Genomic DNA, 19,841 nt, shown 5'->3' on the forward strand with positions numbered 1-19,841 from the left:
GTCATCAGCCCACTTCGTCGTTGATCGGTGCCTGATGCGCGGGCGCATCGGCGAGTTCGGTCCGGCCGGTACGGGTGTCCGGCACCGGCCGGGACATGTACACCGCGTCGGTGCCGTATCCGGCCGGGGGCGTGATCCCCCGGTGGGCGCGGAAACCCTGCGCCGCCCAGAAGGTGTCGCTGCCGCCGACGGCGACCAGCGAGACCGTCGCGTAGCCCTTGGCGGCCGCCACCGTCAGGAGGCGGCCCAGCAGGATCCCGGCCAGGCCCCGGCGGCGCAGGTCCTCGGCGACGACCAGGTCGTGCAGATGGAGGTTGCGGGAGTGGAAGACGACGTCCTCGGTCCGGTCGAGGTCCGGACAGGTGAACATCGGATAGGGCAGGGCCAGCAGGTAGCCCGCGGTGCGGTTGCCGTGGTCCAGCACGAAGCAGGTGGCGGGCGAGGCCGCCGCCCGGGACTCCAGCGCCGCGCGCCCCTCGGTCAGTCCGGCGGCGCCGTACGCGGCGGACTCCAGCGCCACCACGGCGTCCCAGTCCCCGCCGCGCACGGCTCGTACGGTTACGCGCACGTCATGGCCTTTCCGTTCGTCGCTGCCCGTCGTCCACGCAGAGGTGCGGGAGCGGGTCGAAGCCGTTGAAGCCCCGCGTCGTGTAGCCGGTGGCGTAGGCGCCGCTGGAGAGGATCCAGACGGGGTCGCCGGAGGCGGCGGTGGCGGGCACCTCGACCCGGTTGTGCCGGTGGGCGTAGGCGTCGTCGCTGTCGCAGGTGGGGCCCGCGACGACGGCCGGTACGCCGTCCGCGCCGGGACGGGTGGGGAAGTGCAGCCGGTACTGCAACTGGTCCATCTCGTACAGGCCGTTGAACTTCCCGCAGCTGAGGTAGAGCCAGTGCTCGGGGGCGCCCCCGTCCGGGCTGCGGGTGGAGAGCCGGGAGACATGGGCCCGGACGGCTCCGTGGTCGGCGACGAGATGGCGCCCCGGTTCCATGACGAAGTCCAGCGGGACCTCCGAGACGGCCCTCAGGTGCTCCATGCCCTCCCGGATCACCGCGAAGATCTTGTCGACCGGCGGATCCAGGACCTCGCCCCGGCTGTCGAGGTAGCCGAGCGCGGGCAGACCGCCGCCGAGGTTGATCCGGTCCGGGTGGATGCCGCGCCGGCCCAGCCGCGCGAGCACGTCGGCGAGGCGGTCGACGGCGTCCCGCCAGGCGTCCGCCGTCATCTGCTGCGAGCCGACGTGCACGGAGAGGCCGGAGGGGATCAGCCCGGCGCCGCGGGCCTCCTCCATGACCCGCACCGCGTCGTCGCCGGAGCAGCCGAACTTCCCGCTGAGTCCCCACAGCGCGCCCTCGCCGCTGGTGGCCAGCCGGCAGAAGACCCGGGCGCCGGGGGCGTGCGCCGCTATCGCGGCCACGTCCTCGGGGCTGTCGGTCGCGAACTCCCGTACGCCGAGGCGGTGGGCGGCGGCGATGTTCGTGTCGGACTTGATGGTGTTGCCGTAGTGGACGCGGTCGACCGGCACCCCGGTACGGAGCGCCTGGGCGATCTCGTTGGGGCTCGCCGCGTCGAAGCCCGAGCCCTTCGCCGCGAGCCGGGCGAGGACCTCGTCCACCGGGCACGCCTTCATGGCGAAGCGGACGGCGATGCCGGGCAGCTCGTCCAGCAGCGCGTCGTACTGCGCCTCGATGCCCGCGAGGTCGAAGACGATCCTGTCCTCCCCGGCGGCTTCCAGCGCGGCGCGCAGCGGGGTGCTCAGCGGCGGGTCCGGGGGTGTGTTCAACCGTGTCACGACGTGTGCCCGCCCGGTGCCGTGCCGGGGAGGCCGGCGGCCCGGCTCGCGGCCATCAGCGGCTGCCAGACCTCGGTGAGCAGGGCGAAGTCCTCGATGTCGGCCCGTGCCTCGTCGAGGAGGTGCGGGCCGCGCTCCGCGAGGACGTCCGCGAACTCCGCGTAGCGGCCGCCCAGCCGCCGGTAGGAGCGGTGGAGGACGTCGAGCCGGTGCACGTTGTCCGTACGGTCCGCCCCGGCGCTCCACCGGGCCAGTTCGGCCACCTTCTCCGGCCGGAGGAGGAACGCGTCGTCGAGGAGCGCGGGGCCCTCGGCGGCCATCCGGTCGTAGATGAGGTTGAAGTACAGCATCGAAAGGAAGAACTTCGTCAGCCGCAACTGGTAGGCCGTGAACCCGGCGTCGGTGCGGCGTTCGGGCGTGTAGTAGTTCACGATGGTGCGGTTGTGCAGGACGCCGGGCAGGGTCCCGTCGTGCACCAGGTGCAGCAGGAAGTAGTCGCTGCCGATGGTGTCGGTGGCGGGCGGCAGCGGCACCCGCTCGTACACCTGGTCCAGGAAGCCGATGTTGCACATGTCCACCCGCATCGGGTCGACGTGGGTGAGCACCGTGTGGTCGCCGGTGAACGGCTCGGTGCCCGCGCCCCGGAACGACTCGTCGACCAGCTCCCGCTTCCGCTCCTCGGGCCAGTCGGCGGGGGCCCACAGGCCGACCATGTCGTGGTAGACGTCCGGGTCCGTGCGGAGGATCTCGCCGATGTCCACCGACAGCTCGCCGATGAACGAACTGCCCACCATCGCGACGGGTTTGGCCGCGTCGTCGGCGCCGAGCAGGTTCTCGTCCACGCCGTCGGCCGCGTCGGCGGCGGTCTTCCCCAGCGAGGCCAGCTCGTGGTGGACCGGGAAGACGGTCTCGCCGTCCAGGACCTGGTAGCGGCTGTCGGAGTCCCGGCGGTGCACCGACCGGCAGCCGAGCGCGGCGGCGATCAGGAACGCGCGGTTGGTGCAGGCACCGTAGGAGACCTTGGCGGGCAGCATGAGGTCGAGGACCGCCTCGGGCTTCACGGTCCCGGAGTCGGCGATCACCCGGCGCAGGAAGTCCCGCTGCCGGTCCTCGCCGAGATGGTGGACGACCACGTTCCGGTGGTGTCCGGCGGCCTCGGCGGCCCGCGCGTGCCCGGCGCGGACCGGTCCCTCGGTGGAGTCCAGGATCAGCAGGTGCGCCTCGACGCCGAAGCGGTCGGCGGCGTACGCGGCCTCCTCGCCCATGGCGGTGATCGTGTCGGCGCAGGCCCGGTTGGTCGGGAGGGTCAGGCAGATACGGCGCATGCCGGCTCCTCCGTCGACCGCTCGGTGGCGGGCTCGTGCCAGGACTTCAGGCCCAGCAGGCGTTCGCCGAGGTCGTTCAGTGCGGCGGGGCCGTAGCGCAGGGATTCGTGCTTCGTGACGTCGCCGACCAGCGTCCTGTTCCAGTCCGGTGTGGCGAGGCTGCGCCAGGACTCGACCCGCGAGCGGCGCAGCTCCTCGTGCGATTCGAGCGCGGGCATCATGGAGAGGTACTGGACCGCGCGCACCCCGTCCCGCGAGGTGTTGCGGGCCACGCCGTGGGCGAGCAGCCCGTTCCAGATCAGCAGGTCCCCGGCGCGCAGTTCGGGCCGGACGACGGGGAATTCGTCCCGGTCGACGTCCGGCCGGATCGGGTCGCGGTCCGCGCTCTGGCCGGTCTTCCACGGCTCGAACCGGTGGAACAGCTCGGGCGAGCACTGGAATCCGCCCAGTTCGGGCCGGGTGTCGTTGAGCGCGATGATGCCCTGGACGCGCTGCGGCAGCACCCCGAGCGTGGTGTCGACGTCCCAGTGCAGCTCGATGTCGAAGCCCTTGTCGGTGGGGGCGATGAGCGCCCGGTCACGGTTCTTCACGTTGGGCGGGTTGAGGTTGAGCCGGTCCAGGGTGACCCACAGCTCCTCGCAGTCCCAGACGTCGACGAAGGCGTCGTAGACCCGTCGGGTCTGCCGGCTGTCCCAGATGAGCTGGTGGTGGTACGCCTCGACGAAGCCGTAGACGTGCAGTTCCCGGTCCAGGTCGTCGCGGAACGGCCGGTCCTGGTACCAGGTGTCGGGGCGGGCCGGGTCGAGCCCCTGGAAGTCCCAGGTGAAGTCGAGGAGCCGGCGCGCGGCCTCGGCGGGGATCGCCTCGCGGACGACGACGTAGCCGTAGTCCTGCCAGAACGCGAAGTCCTCCTCGGAGAGCACCCGGAGCTCCCGCGTCTTGCGGATCTCCCGCAGCGGTGTGCGTGCCAGGTACGCCTCGCCGTCCGAGCTGAAGTACGGGCGTTCGGAGGGGGCTCGGTACAGATACGGTTCGGGCGTCGGCAAGGCAATCACTCCAGGCTCTGCGTCTTCGTGCTCCCGGGCACCGGGGAGCGGCCGCGGGCGCGCTCGTCCTCGTCGACGACGGCCGCGGGTGCGGGTGGGAGTGCTTCGGGACCGGGCGGGGGCCGTGGCTCGGCTCCTCGCGCCTCTCGGTCTCTCGGCTGACGACCGGCTCGCCGCCGGTCTCGCGTGGTGGCGTCGCGCCGGCCTCCGGCCGGGTGGCTCCGCCGTTCAGACTCTGCTGGACGGCCGTCCGGGCCGACAAGCCTTTCGGTGTGTGCCGAATCGCCCCGACCGCAGGTGGGAGGCGGTGCCGCACACCGAACGGACGGTCATCCGCTGGTCAGGCACTGTGTCAGTTCCAGCCCGGACCGGTTGAGTTCGTACAGGACGCGGGTGCCCGCCCGGTGGCGCTGCACCACGCCCGCCGAGACGAGGGCGGCGAGGTGCTGGGAGACGGTGCTGGCGGCCAGTCCGAGCTGGTCGGCGAGGGCGGAGGTGGTGGTGGGCGCGGCCAGTTGGCGGACGACGGAGGCGCGCCCCCGGCCCAGCAGGATCGCCAGCCGGTCCTCGCGCGAGGGCCGCCCGCCGCCGTCCCGGTCCGGTTCGGTGCGCAGGAGCCCCGCCCCGCGCGCCGGGAAGGAGACCACGGTCCGCCCGCCCGCCACCGACCACCAGCAGGTGCCGTCCGCGAACATCATGGGCACGGCGGTCACCCGGTCGGCGCCCTCGGTGCGCTCGTACGGGACGCGCAGGTCGCGCAGGAGCTCCGCCCCGCCGCCCATCGCCAGGGCGCGGGAGCGGAAGAGGATCTCCTCCTCCAGCGAGCGGGCCAGCCCGGCCGCGCGGGGTTCGATCGCGGACCGCCAGAACCGGGACAGCTCGACGGCCAGGTAGCCGAGTTGGGCCTCCGGGTCGCGGACCAGGGCGGCGATCAGCGGGTCGGCGAAGCCCTGCGGGTACTCCCGGGCCAGCTCGTCGCGGACGAGTCCGGCCGACACCCGCCCCATGCCGTCGAGTTCGGCGGCGAACCCCCTGGCCCGGGAGGTGGCGCCCGCGGTCAGGAACGACGGGATGCGCCCCCGCGCCCGGGCGAGGGCGACCAGCGACCTGAGGCGCGGGGTGAGCAGCCCGTGCGCCTCGCGGGCCCAGGAGGCGTGCGGCCAGGGGACGTCGGGGCCGTACCGGACCAGGAGGGCGGCCGCGCCGAACGCCTGCCACGACTCGCACAGCGCCAGCCGTACGTCGGAAGGGTGGCGTCGCATCACACCGCCCGGCCGGCGCGCGGGTACCCCGGACCGGCGGCGGCGCGTCCCGCCCCGCTCGCCGCCAACTCTCTCGATCTGCGTCGGAGTTCGAGGAGCGATCGGAGTACGTCCACGGCAGAAGCATGCGACGGCTTGAACACGAACCCCGCCCATCCCTAGTGGTCCAGACCAATGCTGCTTGAGCTTTCGGCACCCGTCCGGCAACTGTCAAGGATCTCGTGGCCCAGGTCACACGACCATCACGTACGGCGGGGTAACTCGTACGCCAGGTGATCATGTATGGGCAGGTGCATGACAAACACTTCCCGTCGAGCCGACCGCCCCGGACCCTGCGAAACCCGCCCCCACCAGGCGATTCGTCATACGGAACGAATGAGTCCGACCGCTCCCCTTCGCCGGTCCGTAACCCCGGTACGGTACGTCCGGATCAGCTTCCGGCCCCCGTCGGCGCGCCGCCGAGCGCGGTGTCGAGCGCGGTGTCGACGGCCTCCAGGACCTCAACGGGGCGCACCAGGTCCGGGTAGTCGATCGGCGGCCGCCCGGTGCGCGCCATCGCCAGGAAGGCCCGGAGTCCGGGCAGGCAGTAGTCGGGGCCCGGGACGAGGGTCCGCTCCGTCATGCCCTCCCGGGTGAACGCCATGGCGTGGAACGGGATCTGCTCGGTACGACCGGGGCGGACGAGGTTCACGACCACCCGGGTGGGGCCCGCGGTGAACGAGGCGACGACCGTGGAGCCGGTGGTGTCGACGCGGACGGCCGAGAGGGGGCCGGGGGCGAGCCGGAGCGCGATGTCGACGGCGTGGATGCCGTAGAAGAAGATCCCGCCGTGGTCGCCGTCCGGGTCGGCGGGGCCGGAGACGACGACCAGCTCCGGCGCCCCCGCCCGCGCCGAACGGGCGGCCAGCTCCTCGGTGTCGGGGATCCAGCGGAGCGCCGAGGAGGAGGTGAGCGGGGCGCCGTGGGCGCGGGCGGCGTCGGTCAGGGCGCGGGCGTCCCCGGCGGTACGGGCGAGCGGTTTGTCGACGAAGACGGGAAGGCCCTCGGCCAGGAAGGGCATCGCCTGTTCGCGGTGACGGGCACCGTCCCGGTCCGCGACGACGACGGCGTCGACCAGGCCCAGCAGGTCGGCGGGGGTCTCGACGACCTCCGCGATGCCCCCGGCGGCCGCCAGGGCGCCGTTGCGCGGGGTGCGCCCGCCGGTGAGGGCCACCACGCGTGCGTCGCCGCAGGCCGCGTCGGTGTTGAGGTGGCGGACGATCTGGTCGACATGGCTGTTGTCCGTGCCGACGATCCCGATGCGCATCCGGAGAGTTTCCCTTCGAGCCGGTGGGCCCGCGAGCCGCCCCGGGCCCCACTGCCGCCGATCCTCCCACGTACGGACGGGTCCCGAACGCATCCATCTTTTTCCTATACCCTTTAGGCAGCTACATAATAGCTTTCGTTGGATGGGAGAGTGGGCATGGTGAGAGCGGGACTGACCCCGGAGCGTCTGACCCTGGCGGGGGCGGAGCTGGCCGACGAGGTCGGTTTCGGCCAGCTGACCGTCTCGGCGCTCGCCCGGCGGTTCGACGTGAAGGTCGCGAGTCTGTACTCGCATCTGGGGAGCTCCCAGGAGCTGAAGACCAGGATCGCCCTGTTCGCCCTGGAGGAGCTGGCCGACCGGGTGGCCGAGGCCCTGGCCGGGCGGGCCGGGAAGGACGCCCTGGCCGCCTGTGCGAACGCCTACCGCGACTACGCCCGCGAGCATCCCGGCCGCTACGAGGCCGCCCGCCTCCGGCTCGACCCCGAGACGGCGGCCGCCAGCGCCGGGGTGCGGCACGCGCAGATGATGCGGGCCCTCCTGCGCGGCTACGACCTGCCGGAGCCGGACCAGACGCACGCGGTCCGGATGCTGGGCAGCGTCTTCCACGGCTACGCGAGCCTGGAGCTGGCCGGGGGCTTCGAGCACTCCGCCCCCGGGGCGGAGGAGTCCTGGGCCTGGGTCGTGGACTCCCTCGACACCCTGCTGCGGACCCTCGCCCCGCGCTGACCCGGCGGGGCCGCCCCGCCGGTCCCGGCCAGGCATCCGCCCGACCCACTCCCGACCCCCGCCGACGAACCTCCCGAACGAACCCGAGGCAACACAACACGATGAACACCGAGCCCGACTGGATCACCACCCCCGTCACCGAGAACCTCCTCCGCGGCCACCTCGATCTGGAGGCGACGGCCCACGGCCTGCTGCCGCACCGGCTGCCCGCCCGGGCCCGCCGCCAGATCCCCGACCAGCAACTGGCCGAGGCCGAGGCCCAGCCGTCCGGGGTGCGGCTGGTCTTCCGTACGAGGGCCACGGCCGTCGCCCTGGACACGCTGCCCACCAAGCGGGCCTACCGGGGACTGCCGCCCCGGCCCGACGGCGTGTACGACCTGGTGGTGGACGGCGCCCCCGCCGCCCGGGCCACGGTGTCCGGCGGGAACGTGCGCACGGTCACCGACCTGGTCGCCCAGACCTCCGAGCTGACCGAGGGACCGGTCGGCACCGCCCTGTTCACCGGGCTGCCCGCGCACGACAAGGACATCGAGATCTGGCTCCCGCACACGGAGACCACCGAGCTGGTCGCGCTGCGCACCGACGCCCCCGTCGAGCCGGCGCCGGACCGGGGGCGCCGGGTGTGGCTGCACCACGGCAGCTCCATCAGCCACGGCTCGAACGCCACGCGTCCGACCGGTACCTGGCCGGCGCTGGCGGCCGCCCGGGGCGGGGTGGAGCTGGTGAACCTGGGGTTCGGCGGCGGCGCGTTGCTCGACCCGTTCACCGCCCGCGCGATGCGGGACACCCCCGCCGACCTGATCAGCGTGAAGATCGGCATCAACGTCGTCAACAGCGACCTGATGCGGCTGCGGGCCTTCGGCCCGGCGGTGCACGGCTTCCTCGACACCCTCCGCGAGGGCCATCCGGCCACGCCGCTGCTGGTCGTGTCGCCGCTGCTCTGCCCGGTCCAGGAGGACACCCCGGGTCCGCTCATGCCCGACTTCTCCGACGGGACGCTGCGATTCCGGGCGACGGGCGATCCGGCCGAACGCGCCGCCGGGCGCCTGACACTCACCGTCGTCCGGGAGGAGCTGGCCCGGATCGTCGAGCAGCGCGCGGCCGACGACCCGGCCCTGTACTACCTGGACGGCCGGGAACTGTACGGCGAGCGGGAGTACGCCGAACTCCCGCTGCCCGACGGCATCCACCCCGACGCCGCCGCCCACCGCCGGATCGGCGAGAGCTTCGGGCGGCTCGTGTTCGGCGAGGGCGGCCCGTTCGCCGCGGAACCGCGCTGAACCCCGGGGCCACGGCACCGTGAACGCCGGACCGCCGCCCGCCGCGCCAGGAATGGCGGACGACGGACGGCGGTCGGGCGAACAGTCGATCGGCGGCGGCGCCGCGTCAGACCAGCGCCTCCCAGTCGATGAGCCCCTCCGCGAGGTCGCGCACGGCGGCGAGCAGGCCCAGCCGGTTGGCCCGCACCCGCGGGTCGTCGGCCATCACCAGGACGTCGTCGAAGAAGGTGTTGACCGCGGCGACCAGTTCACCGGTCTCCGCACTGAAGCGCACCAGCGAGCCCTCCCCGGCGAGAACGGCCCGGCTCTTGCTCAGCGCGTCGTGCAGGCCCTGCTCCGCGGGCTCCCAGAACAGCGTCCGGTCGTAGCCCGCCGTCACGTCGGCCGGGACGATGCGCCGGATCCGCTGGAAGGCGGCCACGACGGTGGCGAACCGCTCGTCGCCGCGCAGGCTCTCCAACTCCTCCAGGACCCGCGCGGCCAGCAGCGGCGCGTCGGCCCGGACCAGCACCGCCCGGACGTCCACGGTGGCGTGGCCCGTCTCGATGAGCTGCTGCTCGAAGCGGCGCACCACGAACTGCTGGGCGGCGTCGACCGTTTCGGGGGCCACCGGGACGGCCTGGTGCCCGGCCGCGATGGCCAGGCCCTGGTGGACGGTGAGCCCGGCCAGGTCGCCCCGGCTGAGCAGGATGTTGACCACGCCGAGCGCGGAGCGCCGCAGCCCGAACGGGTCGGAGCTACCCGAGGGCTCCGCGCCGATCGCGAAGAGCCCGGCCAGCAGGTCGAAGCGGTCCGCCAACGCCAGCAGGGCGCCGGGCAGGGTGCCGGGCAGCAGGTCACCGGCGGAGCGGGGCAGCTCGTTCTCGAAGAGCGCCTGGGCCACCGCCTCGCTCTCCCCGGCCCGGTAGGCGTACTCGCGGGCCATGACGCCCGCGAGGCTGGAGAGTTCGGTGACCATCTGCGAGCCGAGGTCGAACTTGGTGAGCGACGCGGCGCGCTCCAGGGTCTCGCGGTCGGCGCCGGAGATCCCGACGCTCTCGCCCAGCCGGAGGGCCACGGCCGAGATGCGGTCGGCGCGGTCCGCCATGGAGCCGAGCCGCTCCTCGAAGGTGAGGAGGCGGGTCTTCTCCTTCATGTCGGCCAGCGGGGTCTCCAGGTCCGCCTTCCAGAAGAAGGAGGCGTCCTCGTACCGGGCGCGGAGCACGGCCTCGTTGCCGCGCCGGACCACGTCGTGGTCGCAGGACCCGTTGGCGACGGCGACGAAGTACGGCAGCATCTCGCCGCGCTCGCCCACCACCGGCAGGTAGCGCTGGTGCTTGCGCATGACCGTGACGAGGATGTCGGAGGGCAGCGAGAGGTACTTGGCCTCGAAGCCGCCGAGGATCGGGGTCGGCGCCTCGACGAGGTTGGTGATCTCGTCGATGAGGCCGGTGTGCCGCTCCGTGTCGATGTATCCGCCGACCTCGGCGGCGAGCCGGACCGCCCCGTCCACGACGAGCCGCCGCCGCTCCTCGGCGTCGGCGAGGATGCCGTGGTGCTCCAGGAAGGAGAGGTATCCGTCGGCGGTCGGCACCTCCACGGTCGGCCGGGCCGCGTCGCGGTGCACCTGCGTGGTGCGCCCCGACTCCAGCGTGGAGACGGTGAAGGGGACGACCTCGTCGCCGAGGAGCGCGAGGATCCAGCGGATCGGGCGGGTGAACGCGAGCTTCGGCACGTTCCACCGCATGTTCTTCTCGGCGCGCAGCCCGGTAACGATCTCCGGGAGGAGAGCGGACAGCACCTCCTGCGCCGGGCGTCCGGCGACCTGGCGGGTGAGCGCCACGTGCTCGTTGTTGCCGAAGACGACCCGGCCCAGCTCGGCGGGGTCGGCGCCGTTGCTCCGGGCGAAGCCCAGGACGGCCTTGGTGGGGTTGCCCTCGGCGTCGAAGGCGGCGGAGACCTTCGGGCCGCGCACGGTCTGCTCGTAGTCCGTCTCGCGGGGCTGCACCCCGTCGACGACGGCGACGACGCGGCGCGGGCCGGCGACGACGCTGATCGCGCCGTGGCCGAGCCGGGTGGCGGCCAGCTTCTCGGTCAGCGCCTCGCGCACCGCCCGCGTGGTCCGGGTGACCTCGGCCGGGGGCATCTCCTCGACGCCGATCTCCAGCACCAGCGTGGCCGGACCGGCCTCGACGGGAGCGGCCACGGGCTCGGCGACGGCCACCGGCTCGGCAGGAGCGACGGGCCCGGGGACTACCGGCTCGGCAGGAGCGGCGGCGACGGGCTCAGCGACCGCGGGGGCCGCGGGGGCGGCTGGTTCCGCCTCCGCGGGGGCCTGCTCCGGCTCCTGCCGCTGCTCCGCCGGGGCGGCGGCCTCCGAGTCGGTGCCGCGCTCGGCGGCGGCCTGGGCCTTCAGCGCGGCGGCGGTCCCCGGGACGGTGCCCAGCGGGAAGCCCAGCTCCTCGCGGCGGGCGACCCACAGCGCGGCGACCTCGTGGGCCAGTCCGCGCATCCGGGCGAAGGACCGCGCCCGCTCGGTGGTGGAGATGGCACCGCGCGCGTCGAGCACGTTGAAGGTGTGCGAGCACTTGAGCACGTACGAGTACGCGGGCACCGGCAGCCGTGCGTCGAGCAGGCGGCGCGCCTCGCCCGCGTACGCCTCGAAGAGGGTCCGCTGGGTGTCGAGGTCAGCCTCGTCGAGGTAGTAGCGGCTCATCTCGTACTCGGCCTGACCGAAGGCCTCGCCGTAGGTGACGCCGGGCGCGTACTGGAGGTCCTTGAAGTGGTTGACCCCCTGGAGCGCCATCAGGATGCGCTCGATGCCGTAGGTGATCTCCACGGACACCGGGTCCAGCGTGATGCCGCCCGCCTGCTGGAAGTAGGTGAACTGGGTGATCTCCAGCCCGTCCAGCCACACTTCCCAGCCCAGGCCCCAGGCGCCGAGCGCCGGGGAGGCCCAGTTGTCCTCGACGAAGCGGATGTCGTGGGCGTCGGTGTCGATGCCCAGGGCGCGGAGGCTGCCGAGGAAGAGTTCCTGGGCGTTGCCCGGCTCCGGCTTCAGGATGACCTGGTACTGGGTGTGGGTCTGGAGGCGGTTGGGGTTCTCCCCGTACCGGGAGTCGTCGGGGCGGACGCTCGGCTCCACGTACGCCACCCGCCAGGGCTCCGGGCCCTGGACGCGCAGGAACGTGGAGGGGTTGAGCGTGCCCGCGCCGACCTCAGTGTTCATGGGCTGAACGTTCAGACAGCCTTGTTCGGCCCAGTAGGTGTTCAGCACCTGGAGAGCTTCTTGCATCGTCAACACTGAGATCATTCCTTCACGGACGCGGCGCGCGGACTTCGGAGCACTTCCCGGCCGGAGCACAGGAGACCCTGAGTCCGGCGAGTCTATCGAGCGGGAAGGAGCCCCCTGGTCGCCGAATGCGGGGTCAGGCCAGCGCGACCTCGCACCACACGGTCTTGGTGTGCGGATCACCACCGGTGGTCCCCCACCGCCGCGACAGGGCCTCGACCAGGAGCAGGCCCCGGCCGCTCGTGTCGAGGTCGCCGGAGGGCGCCCGGACCGCGCCGGGGGCGGGCGGGGTCCGGTCGGGGCTCGCGTCCGTCACCTCGACGAGCAGTTCCGGGTCCCCGCCCTGGAGGGTGAGCCGCAGCCGGAAGTCCCGGCCGGGCACCCGGCCGTGCCGTACGGCGTTGGAGGCCAGCTCGGCCACCAGCAGTGACGCCGTCCGGTTCGCCTCGCTCCCGTGCGGCCAGCCCCAGCGGTGGATCTCCTCGGCCGCGAGACGGCGGGCAAGCCGGGCACCCCGCGGGGTGGCCGAGAGCTGGATGCCGAAGTGGCGCGCGGGGGCGGGGAGTTGTCCGGCGCCGGGGCGGGACTCCGGAGTGGGGAAGGTTTCGCGATTCATGTCACTCAGCGTGTCCACCCGGATCTACGGTGACCAGTAGCGACACCCGTACAGGGCGTGACTGTCCGGGTCTTGTCCGGGTCTGTCCGGGCTGTGTGGCGTTACCGGTTTGTCCACCGAGGAGTTGAGCATGCACGGATCGGATGTGGAGGTGTGCGCACGTGAGCCTGACGGGGCATTCGGTACAGGTCGGTGACGGGATGGAACCGCACGACGCCGTTGACGAGGAGTCGACCCTCGTCCTGCGGATGATCGGCCGAACCATCAAGCGCTGGCGCGACCGGCTGAACATGACCCAGGCCGAACTGGGGGCGGCCATCGGCTACAGCGAGGAGCAGGTCTCCTCGGTGGAACGGGGACGGCGCGCTCCGAGCGCGGCGTTCCTGGAGCGGGCGGACGAGGTGCTCGGGGCGGACGGCATGATCGCCGCCCTGCGTAAGGAGGCCGAGGAGGCCCGGTTCCCGAAGAAGGTGCGGGACCTGGCGAAGCTGGAGGACCAGGCGATCGAGATCTGCGCCTATGACAACTCCGTCGTCAACGGGTTGCTCCAGACCCAGGAGTACGCCAGGGCGCTGTACGGGATGCGGCGCCCGGCCTTCAGTGAGGAGGAGATCGAGCGGCTCGTCGCGGCGCGTATGGCGCGCCAGGAGATCTTCGACCAACAGCCCGCCCGGGTCTTCACTTTCGTCATGGAAGAGGTGACGCTCCGACGCCCGCTCGGGGGCAGAATGGTGATGCGGAAGCAGCTCGAACACCTGCTGGAAATCGGCCGACGGCGGGGCGTGGAGATCCAGGTGATGCCCACGAACCGCGAGGAACACGCGGGGCTCGCGGGATCGTTCAAACTGCTGCGGCTTGAGAAGGGGGAGACCGTGGGGCACAGCGAGGCCCACTTCGTCAGTCGGCTGTTCTCGCATCCCAAGGAGGTCCAGCTCTTCGACATCCACTGTGGCATCATCCGGGCGCAGGCCCTCACCCCGCGTGAGTCGCTGGCCTTCATCGAGAAAGTGCTGGGAGAGACGTAATGACCAACCCCTCGACAGCGAACAGTCCCGTGCTGAAGTGGTTCAAGAGCAGCTACAGCACGAATGAGGGCCCGGACTGCGTGGAGGTAGCCGTCGTCCCCGAGACCGTCCACGTACGCGACTCCAAGCAGACCCACGGCCCCCGGCTCGCCTTCGGGCCCGAGCAGTGGACCGCCTTCGTCTCCTACGCCACCGACCACTGACGTACGCGCACGACGGACGCACCCCCCGCCCCGTATCCGGCCTTCCGCCGGGTGCGGGGCGCCGTCGTAGCGCTGTGGCCATCGTCGCGGGCGGGATCGCGAGTCATCAGCCTGGAGGCCACCCGCCGTGTCCTGGCTGGCCGGCTGCCGACGTCTGCACCGTCGCCACGAACGCAAGGCCGAGCAATTCCTTGCCTTTGTCGGCATAGCCGCGACCCTCATCGGGTACCGCCGACTGATCCGGTGAGCCAGTCGGTCGGGAGCAACAGCTGGCCGGCGCCGGTGGTGTCAGTGACTGCTCGTAGGGTGCGCTGGTATCCACGAGGAGGCTCCATGGGCTTTTCCGGTCATCTGGTCTTTGCGTGCAGCGAGCGCCCGCTACTGGAAGCACCCCTGTTCGGCGGCAGCGGTCCAGGGCTGGAGGACGACGTGCATGAGTGGCAGCCGCGACCGGGGGGCTGGCAGACCCTGCAATTGGAGCAAGGCGTCTGGCAGGACGAGGACCTGTCCGCCTTGGTCGAATGGACCGGTGCACCGGCCTGCGTAGCTGATGTCTCCGACAGCAGCATCGCTCTCGTGACCGGCCTGAACACCGACGGGCACCGCTGGCAGGCGTGGCTCAATCTGGACCATGCTGCGGCTCTCCTCGTCGAGGAACCCGAGGACGTGGACGACGTGAGCCTGTGGGTGACCACCCCGGAGTTCGAAGAGGCCATCAGGCATAAACGCGCAGAACTCGATGCGGAGGTGCAGGCCGACGCCGAAGGCGCTCTCGTGTGGGCTTCAGCAGCTGGTGTCCAGACCGCGGCGCAGCAGTCCCGGATCGAGAAACTGCTCCGCGCACGGGAGACCTTCGTGGAGGAATTGTTCGACGCGCTGCTGGATGAACTGGGCTTCCCTGAGACCGCCCAGTCCTCACCGCAGCTATAAGAAACGACGCCTTAAAGACCTTTTATCCTGGCGGGGGTGTTTGGTTGTGTTCTGCGTGGTCGACTTACCTGAACCGTAGAGGTTGCTGGTCATTGTTGTGGTGTCTGAGGCCGGTGACGACGACAGAGGGCCAAGATCCGAGCGGAACACACAGGTGCGGGCAACCAGCCGTAGGTGGCACTACGAGGTCGGCTGCGCGTCCGAGGAGTGGCGACGCGCCCAATCCCCGTACCCCCCGCACGGAGGGGTGGACCGGTCGGGCCGGAACGGAAGGAAAGGGCGTGCTGTGGGCGTCTACATCTCGATCAGGGGGTGGCTGGAGTGCGACGGGACACAACTCGCGGCCGTCGAAGGGGTCATCTCGTCCCACGCGGACGGTCACTACTCCCACGGGTGGAGCACGCCCCGGCAGCAGGTCAACTGGACCCACTACGTCTTCTACGGCGCCGACATCCGCGCATCGGCCCTGAGCTGGTTCATGGACCAGCTCAGGGAGATCGCCCGGATTCCGGCCTCCGACGACGACGGGGACCTCGTCCGGGGCATGTTCCTCGCGAGCCACGAGATCGACGGTGCGACCGAGTTGCAGGTCCGTGACGGTCGCGTCCTCGTTCTGCCCGGTGAAGACAGGTACCGGTACCTCGACGAATGACCACGCCCGCCGAAGCGGCCCGCCCGCCGCAGTGCAGCGGCCCGAACCCCTCCGCGGCGATCGCGGTCAGCGGACCGGCGCTCCCGGCCCGGTCGGGCTCCCCGGTCACGTCGCGCCGCCCCGGGCATGGTCGGCCGCCGACCATGCGGAGACGAGGACGAGAAAGCTGCTGTACGCGTAGAGGAGCACCGAACCGGAAACGAAGATCCGGAATTGGCTCGTCACCGCATCGCGGTACTCGGACTCGGTGAGCTCCACCCTGACGCTGCGCTGCGGATCCACGGACGTGTCCCAGTACGTGGAGTAATAACCCGAGGCATCCGCCTGTGGGTCCTCGGCCGCTCCGAATCCGGTGACGAGGCCGAGGACGGCCAGCAGGCCGAAGAGGACATAGGTGAGCTTGAGGAGGCGCGGCAGCAGCAGAACATACGCGCCGAACTCCCGGAGGTCCTTCAGTTCCGCCGCGACTCCGGTGATGAGGCTACGGATGAGCGCGACGGCGAAGACCGGGAAGACCGCGAGGCACCACACCACTTCGAGCCACTTCGGCGGCGCCTGCCCACCGGGCAGCCAGGTCGAACCCACACACAACGCCCCGACCCCGGCGAAGGCCAACGCCAACCAGAAGTGCGCCTTGTGGCTGCCTCGCAGCTCCCCCACACCGCCCCCGTACGTCGAACCCCCGGTCGATGAACCATAGACCGCACCCCCGCGGGGAGGACCGACCGGTGCGCTCAGGCGGGCTGGCGGAGTGCGCCGACCAGCGCGCGTGGGTCGTCGGCGTGGAAGCGGATGGTCCGGGCCTCTCCCGTCGCGCCGAGCGGGCGGGTGAAAGGGAGGGACCGGTTCAGCTCCAGGGTCACCGTGGTCTGGCTGCCCACGATCAGGTCGAGAACCCCGTCCTCGGAGAGGGTGATCAGGCGGCCCTCGGGATAGCGCCGGTCCACCCGGACCGAGGCGACCGCGTCCGGTGGTACGGCCAGGTCGAAGAGGGCTCCGTAGCGGATCCGCAGCGAGCCGTCGGGGCGCACGACGTGCGGCCGGGTGACGCAGGAGGCGTGCAGGGCCAGCACGAGGACGACGCCGTACAGGTCGAGCACCAGGATCACCCGGTGGACCACCGGCCACGGGATGAGCAGGGCCAGGCCCACCGTCTCGATCACCATGACGAAGAGCAGGCCGTACATCGTCGCGGTCTGAGGTCCGGTGTACGCGGCGGCGAGGTCCCCGGGGCGAGCCCCGTGCGGACGGCGCCGGACCCACCGCCCCAGGGAGGCGAGGGCGCGCAGCTCGTGGAGGACCAGGCGGCGGACCTTCACCGGCACCGCCTCCTCTACGGCGGCCCGCCGCGCCGCCCCGCGGTCCGCGCCACGGGCGCGCGCGGCTGCGTACAGCGAGCGCAGCACCCAGGTCTCCAGCAGCAGCACGGCGAGCACCAGCGCCTCGGCGCCCGTCAGTGCCCACCCGGGCGGCCGGACCCCGGCCACCAGGCAGGCGACCAGGGCCAGTTCGCCCGGCAGCACGGTGGCCACCGCGACCCGGGCCACCCGTACACCCCTTGACCGGTCGCTCATCCCCGTCCCCTTTCCATGAAAGCGCCCGGGCGGCGAACCCCACGAGCGCGGCGATCCCTCCGATGCGCATGCCGCCAGTAGAAACCGTGCCGTCGCGTCAAGGTCAAGCGCGGTGGAGCGACGGCGGCCCGGGACGTCGAGATCGCAGTGGCCGATCGGAGACCGGCGGGCGGCACGCTGACGGATCATGGCGGCGACAGGTCGTTCGTGTCCCCGCGCAGGGACACGTCGGTACTTCAGAAGGGACCCTTCCGTGCCTCCAACGCCTGAATTCCGCAACTACGTCGAGATCATCCTCGACGGACTCGACAGCACCCCGGGACAGCGGATCGTCGTGGGTGAGGAGCGTGCCTTCACCGCGGTCGAGTTCCGCTCCTTGGTCCACCGCCTGGCGCGCGCCCTGCGGGAGCGCGGGGTCGGTCCGGGCAGGACGGTCACGCTGCTGTGCGGGAATCTCCCGGAGACGATCGCCGTGCGGTACGCGGTCAACCTGCTGGGCGCGCACTTCAATCACCTCTACAACCGGCTCTCCGTCGAGGTGCAGGCGCTGATGATGGCCGATGTCGACACCTACGCGTTCATCGTCGATCCTCGCCTGGCCGCCCGGGGCGCCGAACTCGTCCGGGCCGTTCCACCCATGCGGCACGTCCTGGTGCTCGGTGGGGACCCCGGCCCCGGACCGCAGGGGACCGACCGTGCGGAGGGCCTGGGTGAGGACCTTCTCGCTCTCGCCGCCGAGCAGCCGGACACTCCGGTCACCAGTGCCGCCCGGCCCGAGGATCTGTGCTTCATCCGGCACTCGGGAGGGACCACCGGTCATCCCAAGGGGGTACGCAGCACGTTCGCCAGGATGCACGAAGGGATCGCGCGGACCAGGGAACTGTTCAGCGGGACGGGGCGGCGTGACCTGGTGTGCACTCCGCTGTCGCATGCCGCCGGGTTCATCGCGGACGGCACGCTCTCCTCGGGCGGCACCGTCTTCCTGCACTACGCCTTCGACCCGGGAGAGGTACTGGCCACGATCGCCCGTGAGCGGATCACGAACATGATGCTGCTGCCTCCGCTGCTCTACCAGGTCCTCGACCACCCCGACGCCGGGCGCACCGACACCTCCAGCCTCCAGCAGATCACCTACGGCGGCACACCGTCCTCCCCGACCCGCATCGCCCAGGCGGTACAACGTCTGGGGCGGGTGCTGCAGCAGGGGTACGGGCAGTTCGAGGCGGGAGCGGTGAGCGTACTGCCCGCCGCCGAGCACGATCCCGACCGCCTCGACATCCTGCGCACCGCGGGACGTCCGGTCCCCGGCGTCGAGGTCGAGATCCGCGACCCGGACCACGGCACACCGCTGCCCGTCGGCGAGGTCGGGGAAATCTGTGTACGCAGCGCGGACGGGATGATGGAGGGGTACTGGAAGAACCCCGAACTCACCGCGCAGGTCCTGCGGGACGATTGGGTGCACACCGGCAACCTCGGCTTGTTGGACAGCCAGGGCTACCTGACCGTGGTCGACCGGATCAAGGACATGATCGCGGTGGTCGGTGGCCACGTGTACACCACCGAACTGGAGGACTTCCTCCACACCCACCCCGCCGTTCGGCAGAGCGCCGTCTACGGCGTGAAGGGCGAGGGCGGCTATGAGCGCATCCACGCCACCGTCGTCACCGCCCCCGGCGTTCCCGTATCCGTGGCGGAACTCCGCGCCTGGGTGCGGGAGGGGCGGGGAGCAATGTACGAGCCCGACCGCATCGATCTCGCCGACGCCCTGCCGCTGACCGACGCGGGCAAGCCCGACAAGAAGCTCCTGCGGTCCCGCAGCACGGGCAGCCCCGCCCCGTCGGCCGACTGACGCGGCGTGGGTGCGCCGGCCGCTTCCGTTCGAAGGGGCCGGCGTCCGACCTTGCCCGTCCGCCCGGTCTCCGGCGTTCTCACCGACCGTCCAGTCGCCCGGTCAAGGTGTCGAGCGTCGGCCAGGGCGGCCCCGCGCGCAGGGACCGCAGCATCTCCTCCCCGAATCGCCTCCCGTTGGGGAACTGGTCGCCACGTTCCCAACGCCACGCGACGACCATCGCGATGACGAGCTGCCGGCACTCGTCCAGCAGCGCCCGGTCCACACCCGGGTAGTGCGCGCAGACCGCCTCGGGAGCATGGGCGAGATCGAACTCGACGGGGCCGCGGCAGCACGTCTCCAGGTCGATGAAGAGCGGGCCGTCCCCCGTGCTGAGCACATTGCCCGGATGCGGCTCGCCGTGGAGCAACTGCTCCACGGCGCCCCGGTCGTCGATCGCCCGTCGCAGGCCCGCCAGCCTGTCACCGAGGAACAGGCGGTCCGCGTCGGCGAGTTCCGGTGAGCGGTCCGGGTCGGCGACCACGTCCTCCGCCTCCGTGATCCGGTCCGTGAACCTCGGGCTCTCCACACCGATGCCGCGCATTCCGGCATGCAGCCGCTCCAGCGCCCCGGCGTAGTCGGCCGGTGGGAGGTGCGGCGTCACGGGCTCGTAGTAGGTCCACAACGTCACGGCGAAGCCGTCGCATCCGTACACGCGCGGCTCCACCCGGGGCTCCAGGGGACACACCGGGCACCCGGCCCCGGTGAGCCGCTGGGCGAGATCGACTTCGAACCGTGCGACCTCCTGCCCCACCGGGGCGACCCGGGCGAAGACGTCGCACGGCGTCAGCCGCAGCGCCAGCTTGTTCGAGTTGTGGAGGACGGTCGCGTCGTCGACCGGCAGGCCGAGCGATGCGGCGACCGAGGTCGCGGCAGCGATGGCACGCGTCACGTCGGGCTTGTCCATCCCCGAAGCCTGCCATGGACGCGCGGGCGGTGGGGGCGGTGTC

18 protein-coding genes and 1 pseudogene are annotated in these 19,841 nt (G+C 71.9%); 8 read left to right on the forward strand and 11 right to left on the reverse strand.

Features of this window, described 5'->3' with window-relative positions:
* Window positions 1–4 precede the first annotated feature (4 nt).
* The 6 genes from ACF08W_RS29970 to ACF08W_RS29995 form a co-directional block, all read right to left on the reverse strand.
* A complete protein-coding gene (locus ACF08W_RS29970; protein WP_392281178.1) occupies window positions 5–568 on the reverse strand; it encodes a GNAT family N-acetyltransferase in 564 nt (187 codons plus the stop codon).
* Between the two features lies 1 nt (window position 569).
* Window positions 570–1,778, reverse strand: coding sequence for a type III PLP-dependent enzyme (locus ACF08W_RS29975; RefSeq protein WP_392281179.1), 1,209 nt, complete (start codon window positions 1,776–1,778; stop codon window positions 570–572).
* 5 nt (window positions 1,779–1,783) lie between these two features.
* Window positions 1,784–3,112: a DUF6271 family protein gene (locus tag ACF08W_RS29980; protein WP_352273157.1), complete on the reverse strand. Its 1,329-nt coding sequence runs from the start codon at window positions 3,110–3,112 to the stop codon at window positions 1,784–1,786.
* Window positions 3,094–4,158, reverse strand: a complete 1,065-nt coding sequence (locus ACF08W_RS29985; RefSeq protein WP_392281180.1) for a phytanoyl-CoA dioxygenase family protein — start codon at window positions 4,156–4,158, stop codon at window positions 3,094–3,096. Before ACF08W_RS29985 ends, ACF08W_RS29980 begins: the two co-directional genes overlap by 19 nt.
* Before the next feature lie 329 nt (window positions 4,159–4,487).
* Window positions 4,488–5,420 (reverse strand): ArsR/SmtB family transcription factor, encoded by a 933-nt coding sequence (locus ACF08W_RS29990; RefSeq protein ID WP_385205682.1) that lies wholly within the window; start codon window positions 5,418–5,420, stop codon window positions 4,488–4,490.
* A gap of 430 nt (window positions 5,421–5,850) precedes the next feature.
* Window positions 5,851–6,726: a Gfo/Idh/MocA family protein gene (locus ACF08W_RS29995; RefSeq protein ID WP_392281181.1), complete on the reverse strand. Its 876-nt coding sequence runs from the start codon at window positions 6,724–6,726 to the stop codon at window positions 5,851–5,853.
* A gap of 156 nt (window positions 6,727–6,882) precedes the next feature.
* Here ACF08W_RS29995 and ACF08W_RS30000 point away from each other — a divergent pair, with 156 nt between their 5' ends.
* Together ACF08W_RS30000 and ACF08W_RS30005 are read left to right on the forward strand one after the other, a co-directional pair.
* Complete coding sequence (locus tag ACF08W_RS30000; protein ID WP_392281182.1) at window positions 6,883–7,452, forward strand: TetR/AcrR family transcriptional regulator; 570 nt, start codon at window positions 6,883–6,885, stop codon at window positions 7,450–7,452.
* A gap of 101 nt (window positions 7,453–7,553) precedes the next feature.
* Window positions 7,554–8,732 (forward strand): GDSL-type esterase/lipase family protein, encoded by a 1,179-nt coding sequence (locus tag ACF08W_RS30005; protein WP_392281183.1) that lies wholly within the window; start codon window positions 7,554–7,556, stop codon window positions 8,730–8,732.
* Window positions 8,733–8,838: 106 nt separating this feature from the next.
* On the opposite strand, the gene glyS is transcribed toward ACF08W_RS30005, so the two are convergent.
* Window positions 8,839–12,024, reverse strand: a complete 3,186-nt coding sequence (glyS, locus tag ACF08W_RS30010; protein ID WP_385479987.1) for a glycine--tRNA ligase subunit beta — start codon at window positions 12,022–12,024, stop codon at window positions 8,839–8,841.
* Between the two features lie 115 nt (window positions 12,025–12,139).
* Entirely contained in the window at window positions 12,140–12,619 is a 480-nt protein-coding gene (locus tag ACF08W_RS30015) for an ATP-binding protein (protein ID WP_392281184.1), read from the reverse strand.
* A gap of 200 nt (window positions 12,620–12,819) precedes the next feature.
* Here ACF08W_RS30015 and ACF08W_RS30020 point away from each other — a divergent pair, with 200 nt between their 5' ends.
* The 5 genes and pseudogenes from ACF08W_RS30020 (at window position 12,820) to ACF08W_RS30040 (ending at window position 15,429) form a co-directional block, all read left to right on the forward strand.
* On the forward strand, window positions 12,820–13,644 hold the full coding sequence (locus ACF08W_RS30020) for a helix-turn-helix transcriptional regulator (RefSeq protein WP_352273268.1): 825 nt from the start codon (window positions 12,820–12,822) through the stop codon (window positions 13,642–13,644).
* On the forward strand, window positions 13,644–13,847 hold the full coding sequence (locus ACF08W_RS30025; protein WP_392281185.1) for a DUF397 domain-containing protein: 204 nt from the start codon (window positions 13,644–13,646) through the stop codon (window positions 13,845–13,847). Before ACF08W_RS30020 ends, ACF08W_RS30025 begins: the two co-directional genes overlap by 1 nt.
* Window positions 13,848–13,974: 127 nt before the next feature.
* Window positions 13,975–14,094 (forward strand): annotated as a pseudogene (locus ACF08W_RS30030) (IS5/IS1182 family transposase); the annotation flags it as partial.
* An 86-nt stretch (window positions 14,095–14,180) separates the two neighbouring features.
* Complete coding sequence (locus tag ACF08W_RS30035) at window positions 14,181–14,777, forward strand: hypothetical protein (RefSeq protein ID WP_392281186.1); 597 nt, start codon at window positions 14,181–14,183, stop codon at window positions 14,775–14,777.
* Window positions 14,778–15,063: 286 nt separating this feature from the next.
* Window positions 15,064–15,429 (forward strand): hypothetical protein, encoded by a 366-nt coding sequence (locus tag ACF08W_RS30040; RefSeq protein WP_385205659.1) that lies wholly within the window; start codon window positions 15,064–15,066, stop codon window positions 15,427–15,429.
* Window positions 15,430–15,534: 105 nt separating this feature from the next.
* Here the strand turns inward: ACF08W_RS30040 and ACF08W_RS30045 are convergent, their stop codons facing one another.
* Both ACF08W_RS30045 and ACF08W_RS30050 read right to left on the reverse strand, forming a co-directional pair.
* A complete protein-coding gene (locus ACF08W_RS30045; protein ID WP_392281187.1) occupies window positions 15,535–16,089 on the reverse strand; it encodes a hypothetical protein in 555 nt (184 codons plus the stop codon).
* Window positions 16,090–16,163: 74 nt separating this feature from the next.
* Window positions 16,164–17,003 (reverse strand): hypothetical protein, encoded by an 840-nt coding sequence (locus ACF08W_RS30050; protein WP_392281188.1) that lies wholly within the window; start codon window positions 17,001–17,003, stop codon window positions 16,164–16,166.
* 253 nt (window positions 17,004–17,256) lie between these two features.
* Between ACF08W_RS30050 and ACF08W_RS30055 the strand changes: the two genes are divergently transcribed.
* On the forward strand, window positions 17,257–18,852 hold the full coding sequence (locus ACF08W_RS30055) for an AMP-binding protein (protein WP_392281189.1): 1,596 nt from the start codon (window positions 17,257–17,259) through the stop codon (window positions 18,850–18,852).
* A 79-nt stretch (window positions 18,853–18,931) separates the two neighbouring features.
* Here the strand turns inward: ACF08W_RS30055 and ACF08W_RS30060 are convergent, their stop codons facing one another.
* On the reverse strand, window positions 18,932–19,798 hold the full coding sequence (locus tag ACF08W_RS30060; protein WP_392281190.1) for a phosphotransferase: 867 nt from the start codon (window positions 19,796–19,798) through the stop codon (window positions 18,932–18,934).
* Between the last annotated feature and the right edge of the window lie 43 nt (window positions 19,799–19,841).

Source organism: Streptomyces sp. NPDC015144, assembly GCF_043079735.1.
Classification (GTDB): Bacteria; Actinomycetota; Actinomycetes; order Streptomycetales; family Streptomycetaceae; genus Streptomyces.

What these genes read in the sequence shown, in the direction of transcription:
- ACF08W_RS29980 (WP_352273157.1), bottom strand. Translation starts at nt 3,112, where the DNA reads ATGCGCCGTATCTGCCTGACCCTCCCGACCAACCGGGCCTGCGCCGAC.
- ACF08W_RS29990 (WP_385205682.1), bottom strand. Translation starts at nt 5,420, where the DNA reads ATGCGACGCCACCCTTCCGACGTACGGCTGGCGCTGTGCGAGTCGTGG.
- ACF08W_RS29995 (WP_392281181.1), bottom strand. Translation starts at nt 6,726, where the DNA reads ATGCGCATCGGGATCGTCGGCACGGACAACAGCCATGTCGACCAGATC.
- ACF08W_RS30000 (WP_392281182.1), top strand. Translation starts at nt 6,883, where the DNA reads ATGGTGAGAGCGGGACTGACCCCGGAGCGTCTGACCCTGGCGGGGGCG.
- ACF08W_RS30005 (WP_392281183.1), top strand. Translation starts at nt 7,554, where the DNA reads ATGAACACCGAGCCCGACTGGATCACCACCCCCGTCACCGAGAACCTC.
- glyS (WP_385479987.1), bottom strand. Translation starts at nt 12,024, where the DNA reads ATGATCTCAGTGTTGACGATGCAAGAAGCTCTCCAGGTGCTGAACACC.
- ACF08W_RS30015 (WP_392281184.1), bottom strand. Translation starts at nt 12,619, where the DNA reads ATGAATCGCGAAACCTTCCCCACTCCGGAGTCCCGCCCCGGCGCCGGA.
- ACF08W_RS30020 (WP_352273268.1), top strand. Translation starts at nt 12,820, where the DNA reads ATGGAACCGCACGACGCCGTTGACGAGGAGTCGACCCTCGTCCTGCGG.
- ACF08W_RS30025 (WP_392281185.1), top strand. Translation starts at nt 13,644, where the DNA reads ATGACCAACCCCTCGACAGCGAACAGTCCCGTGCTGAAGTGGTTCAAG.
- ACF08W_RS30035 (WP_392281186.1), top strand. Translation starts at nt 14,181, where the DNA reads ATGGGCTTTTCCGGTCATCTGGTCTTTGCGTGCAGCGAGCGCCCGCTA.
- ACF08W_RS30050 (WP_392281188.1), bottom strand. Translation starts at nt 17,003, where the DNA reads ATGAGCGACCGGTCAAGGGGTGTACGGGTGGCCCGGGTCGCGGTGGCC.
- ACF08W_RS30060 (WP_392281190.1), bottom strand. Translation starts at nt 19,798, where the DNA reads ATGGACAAGCCCGACGTGACGCGTGCCATCGCTGCCGCGACCTCGGTC.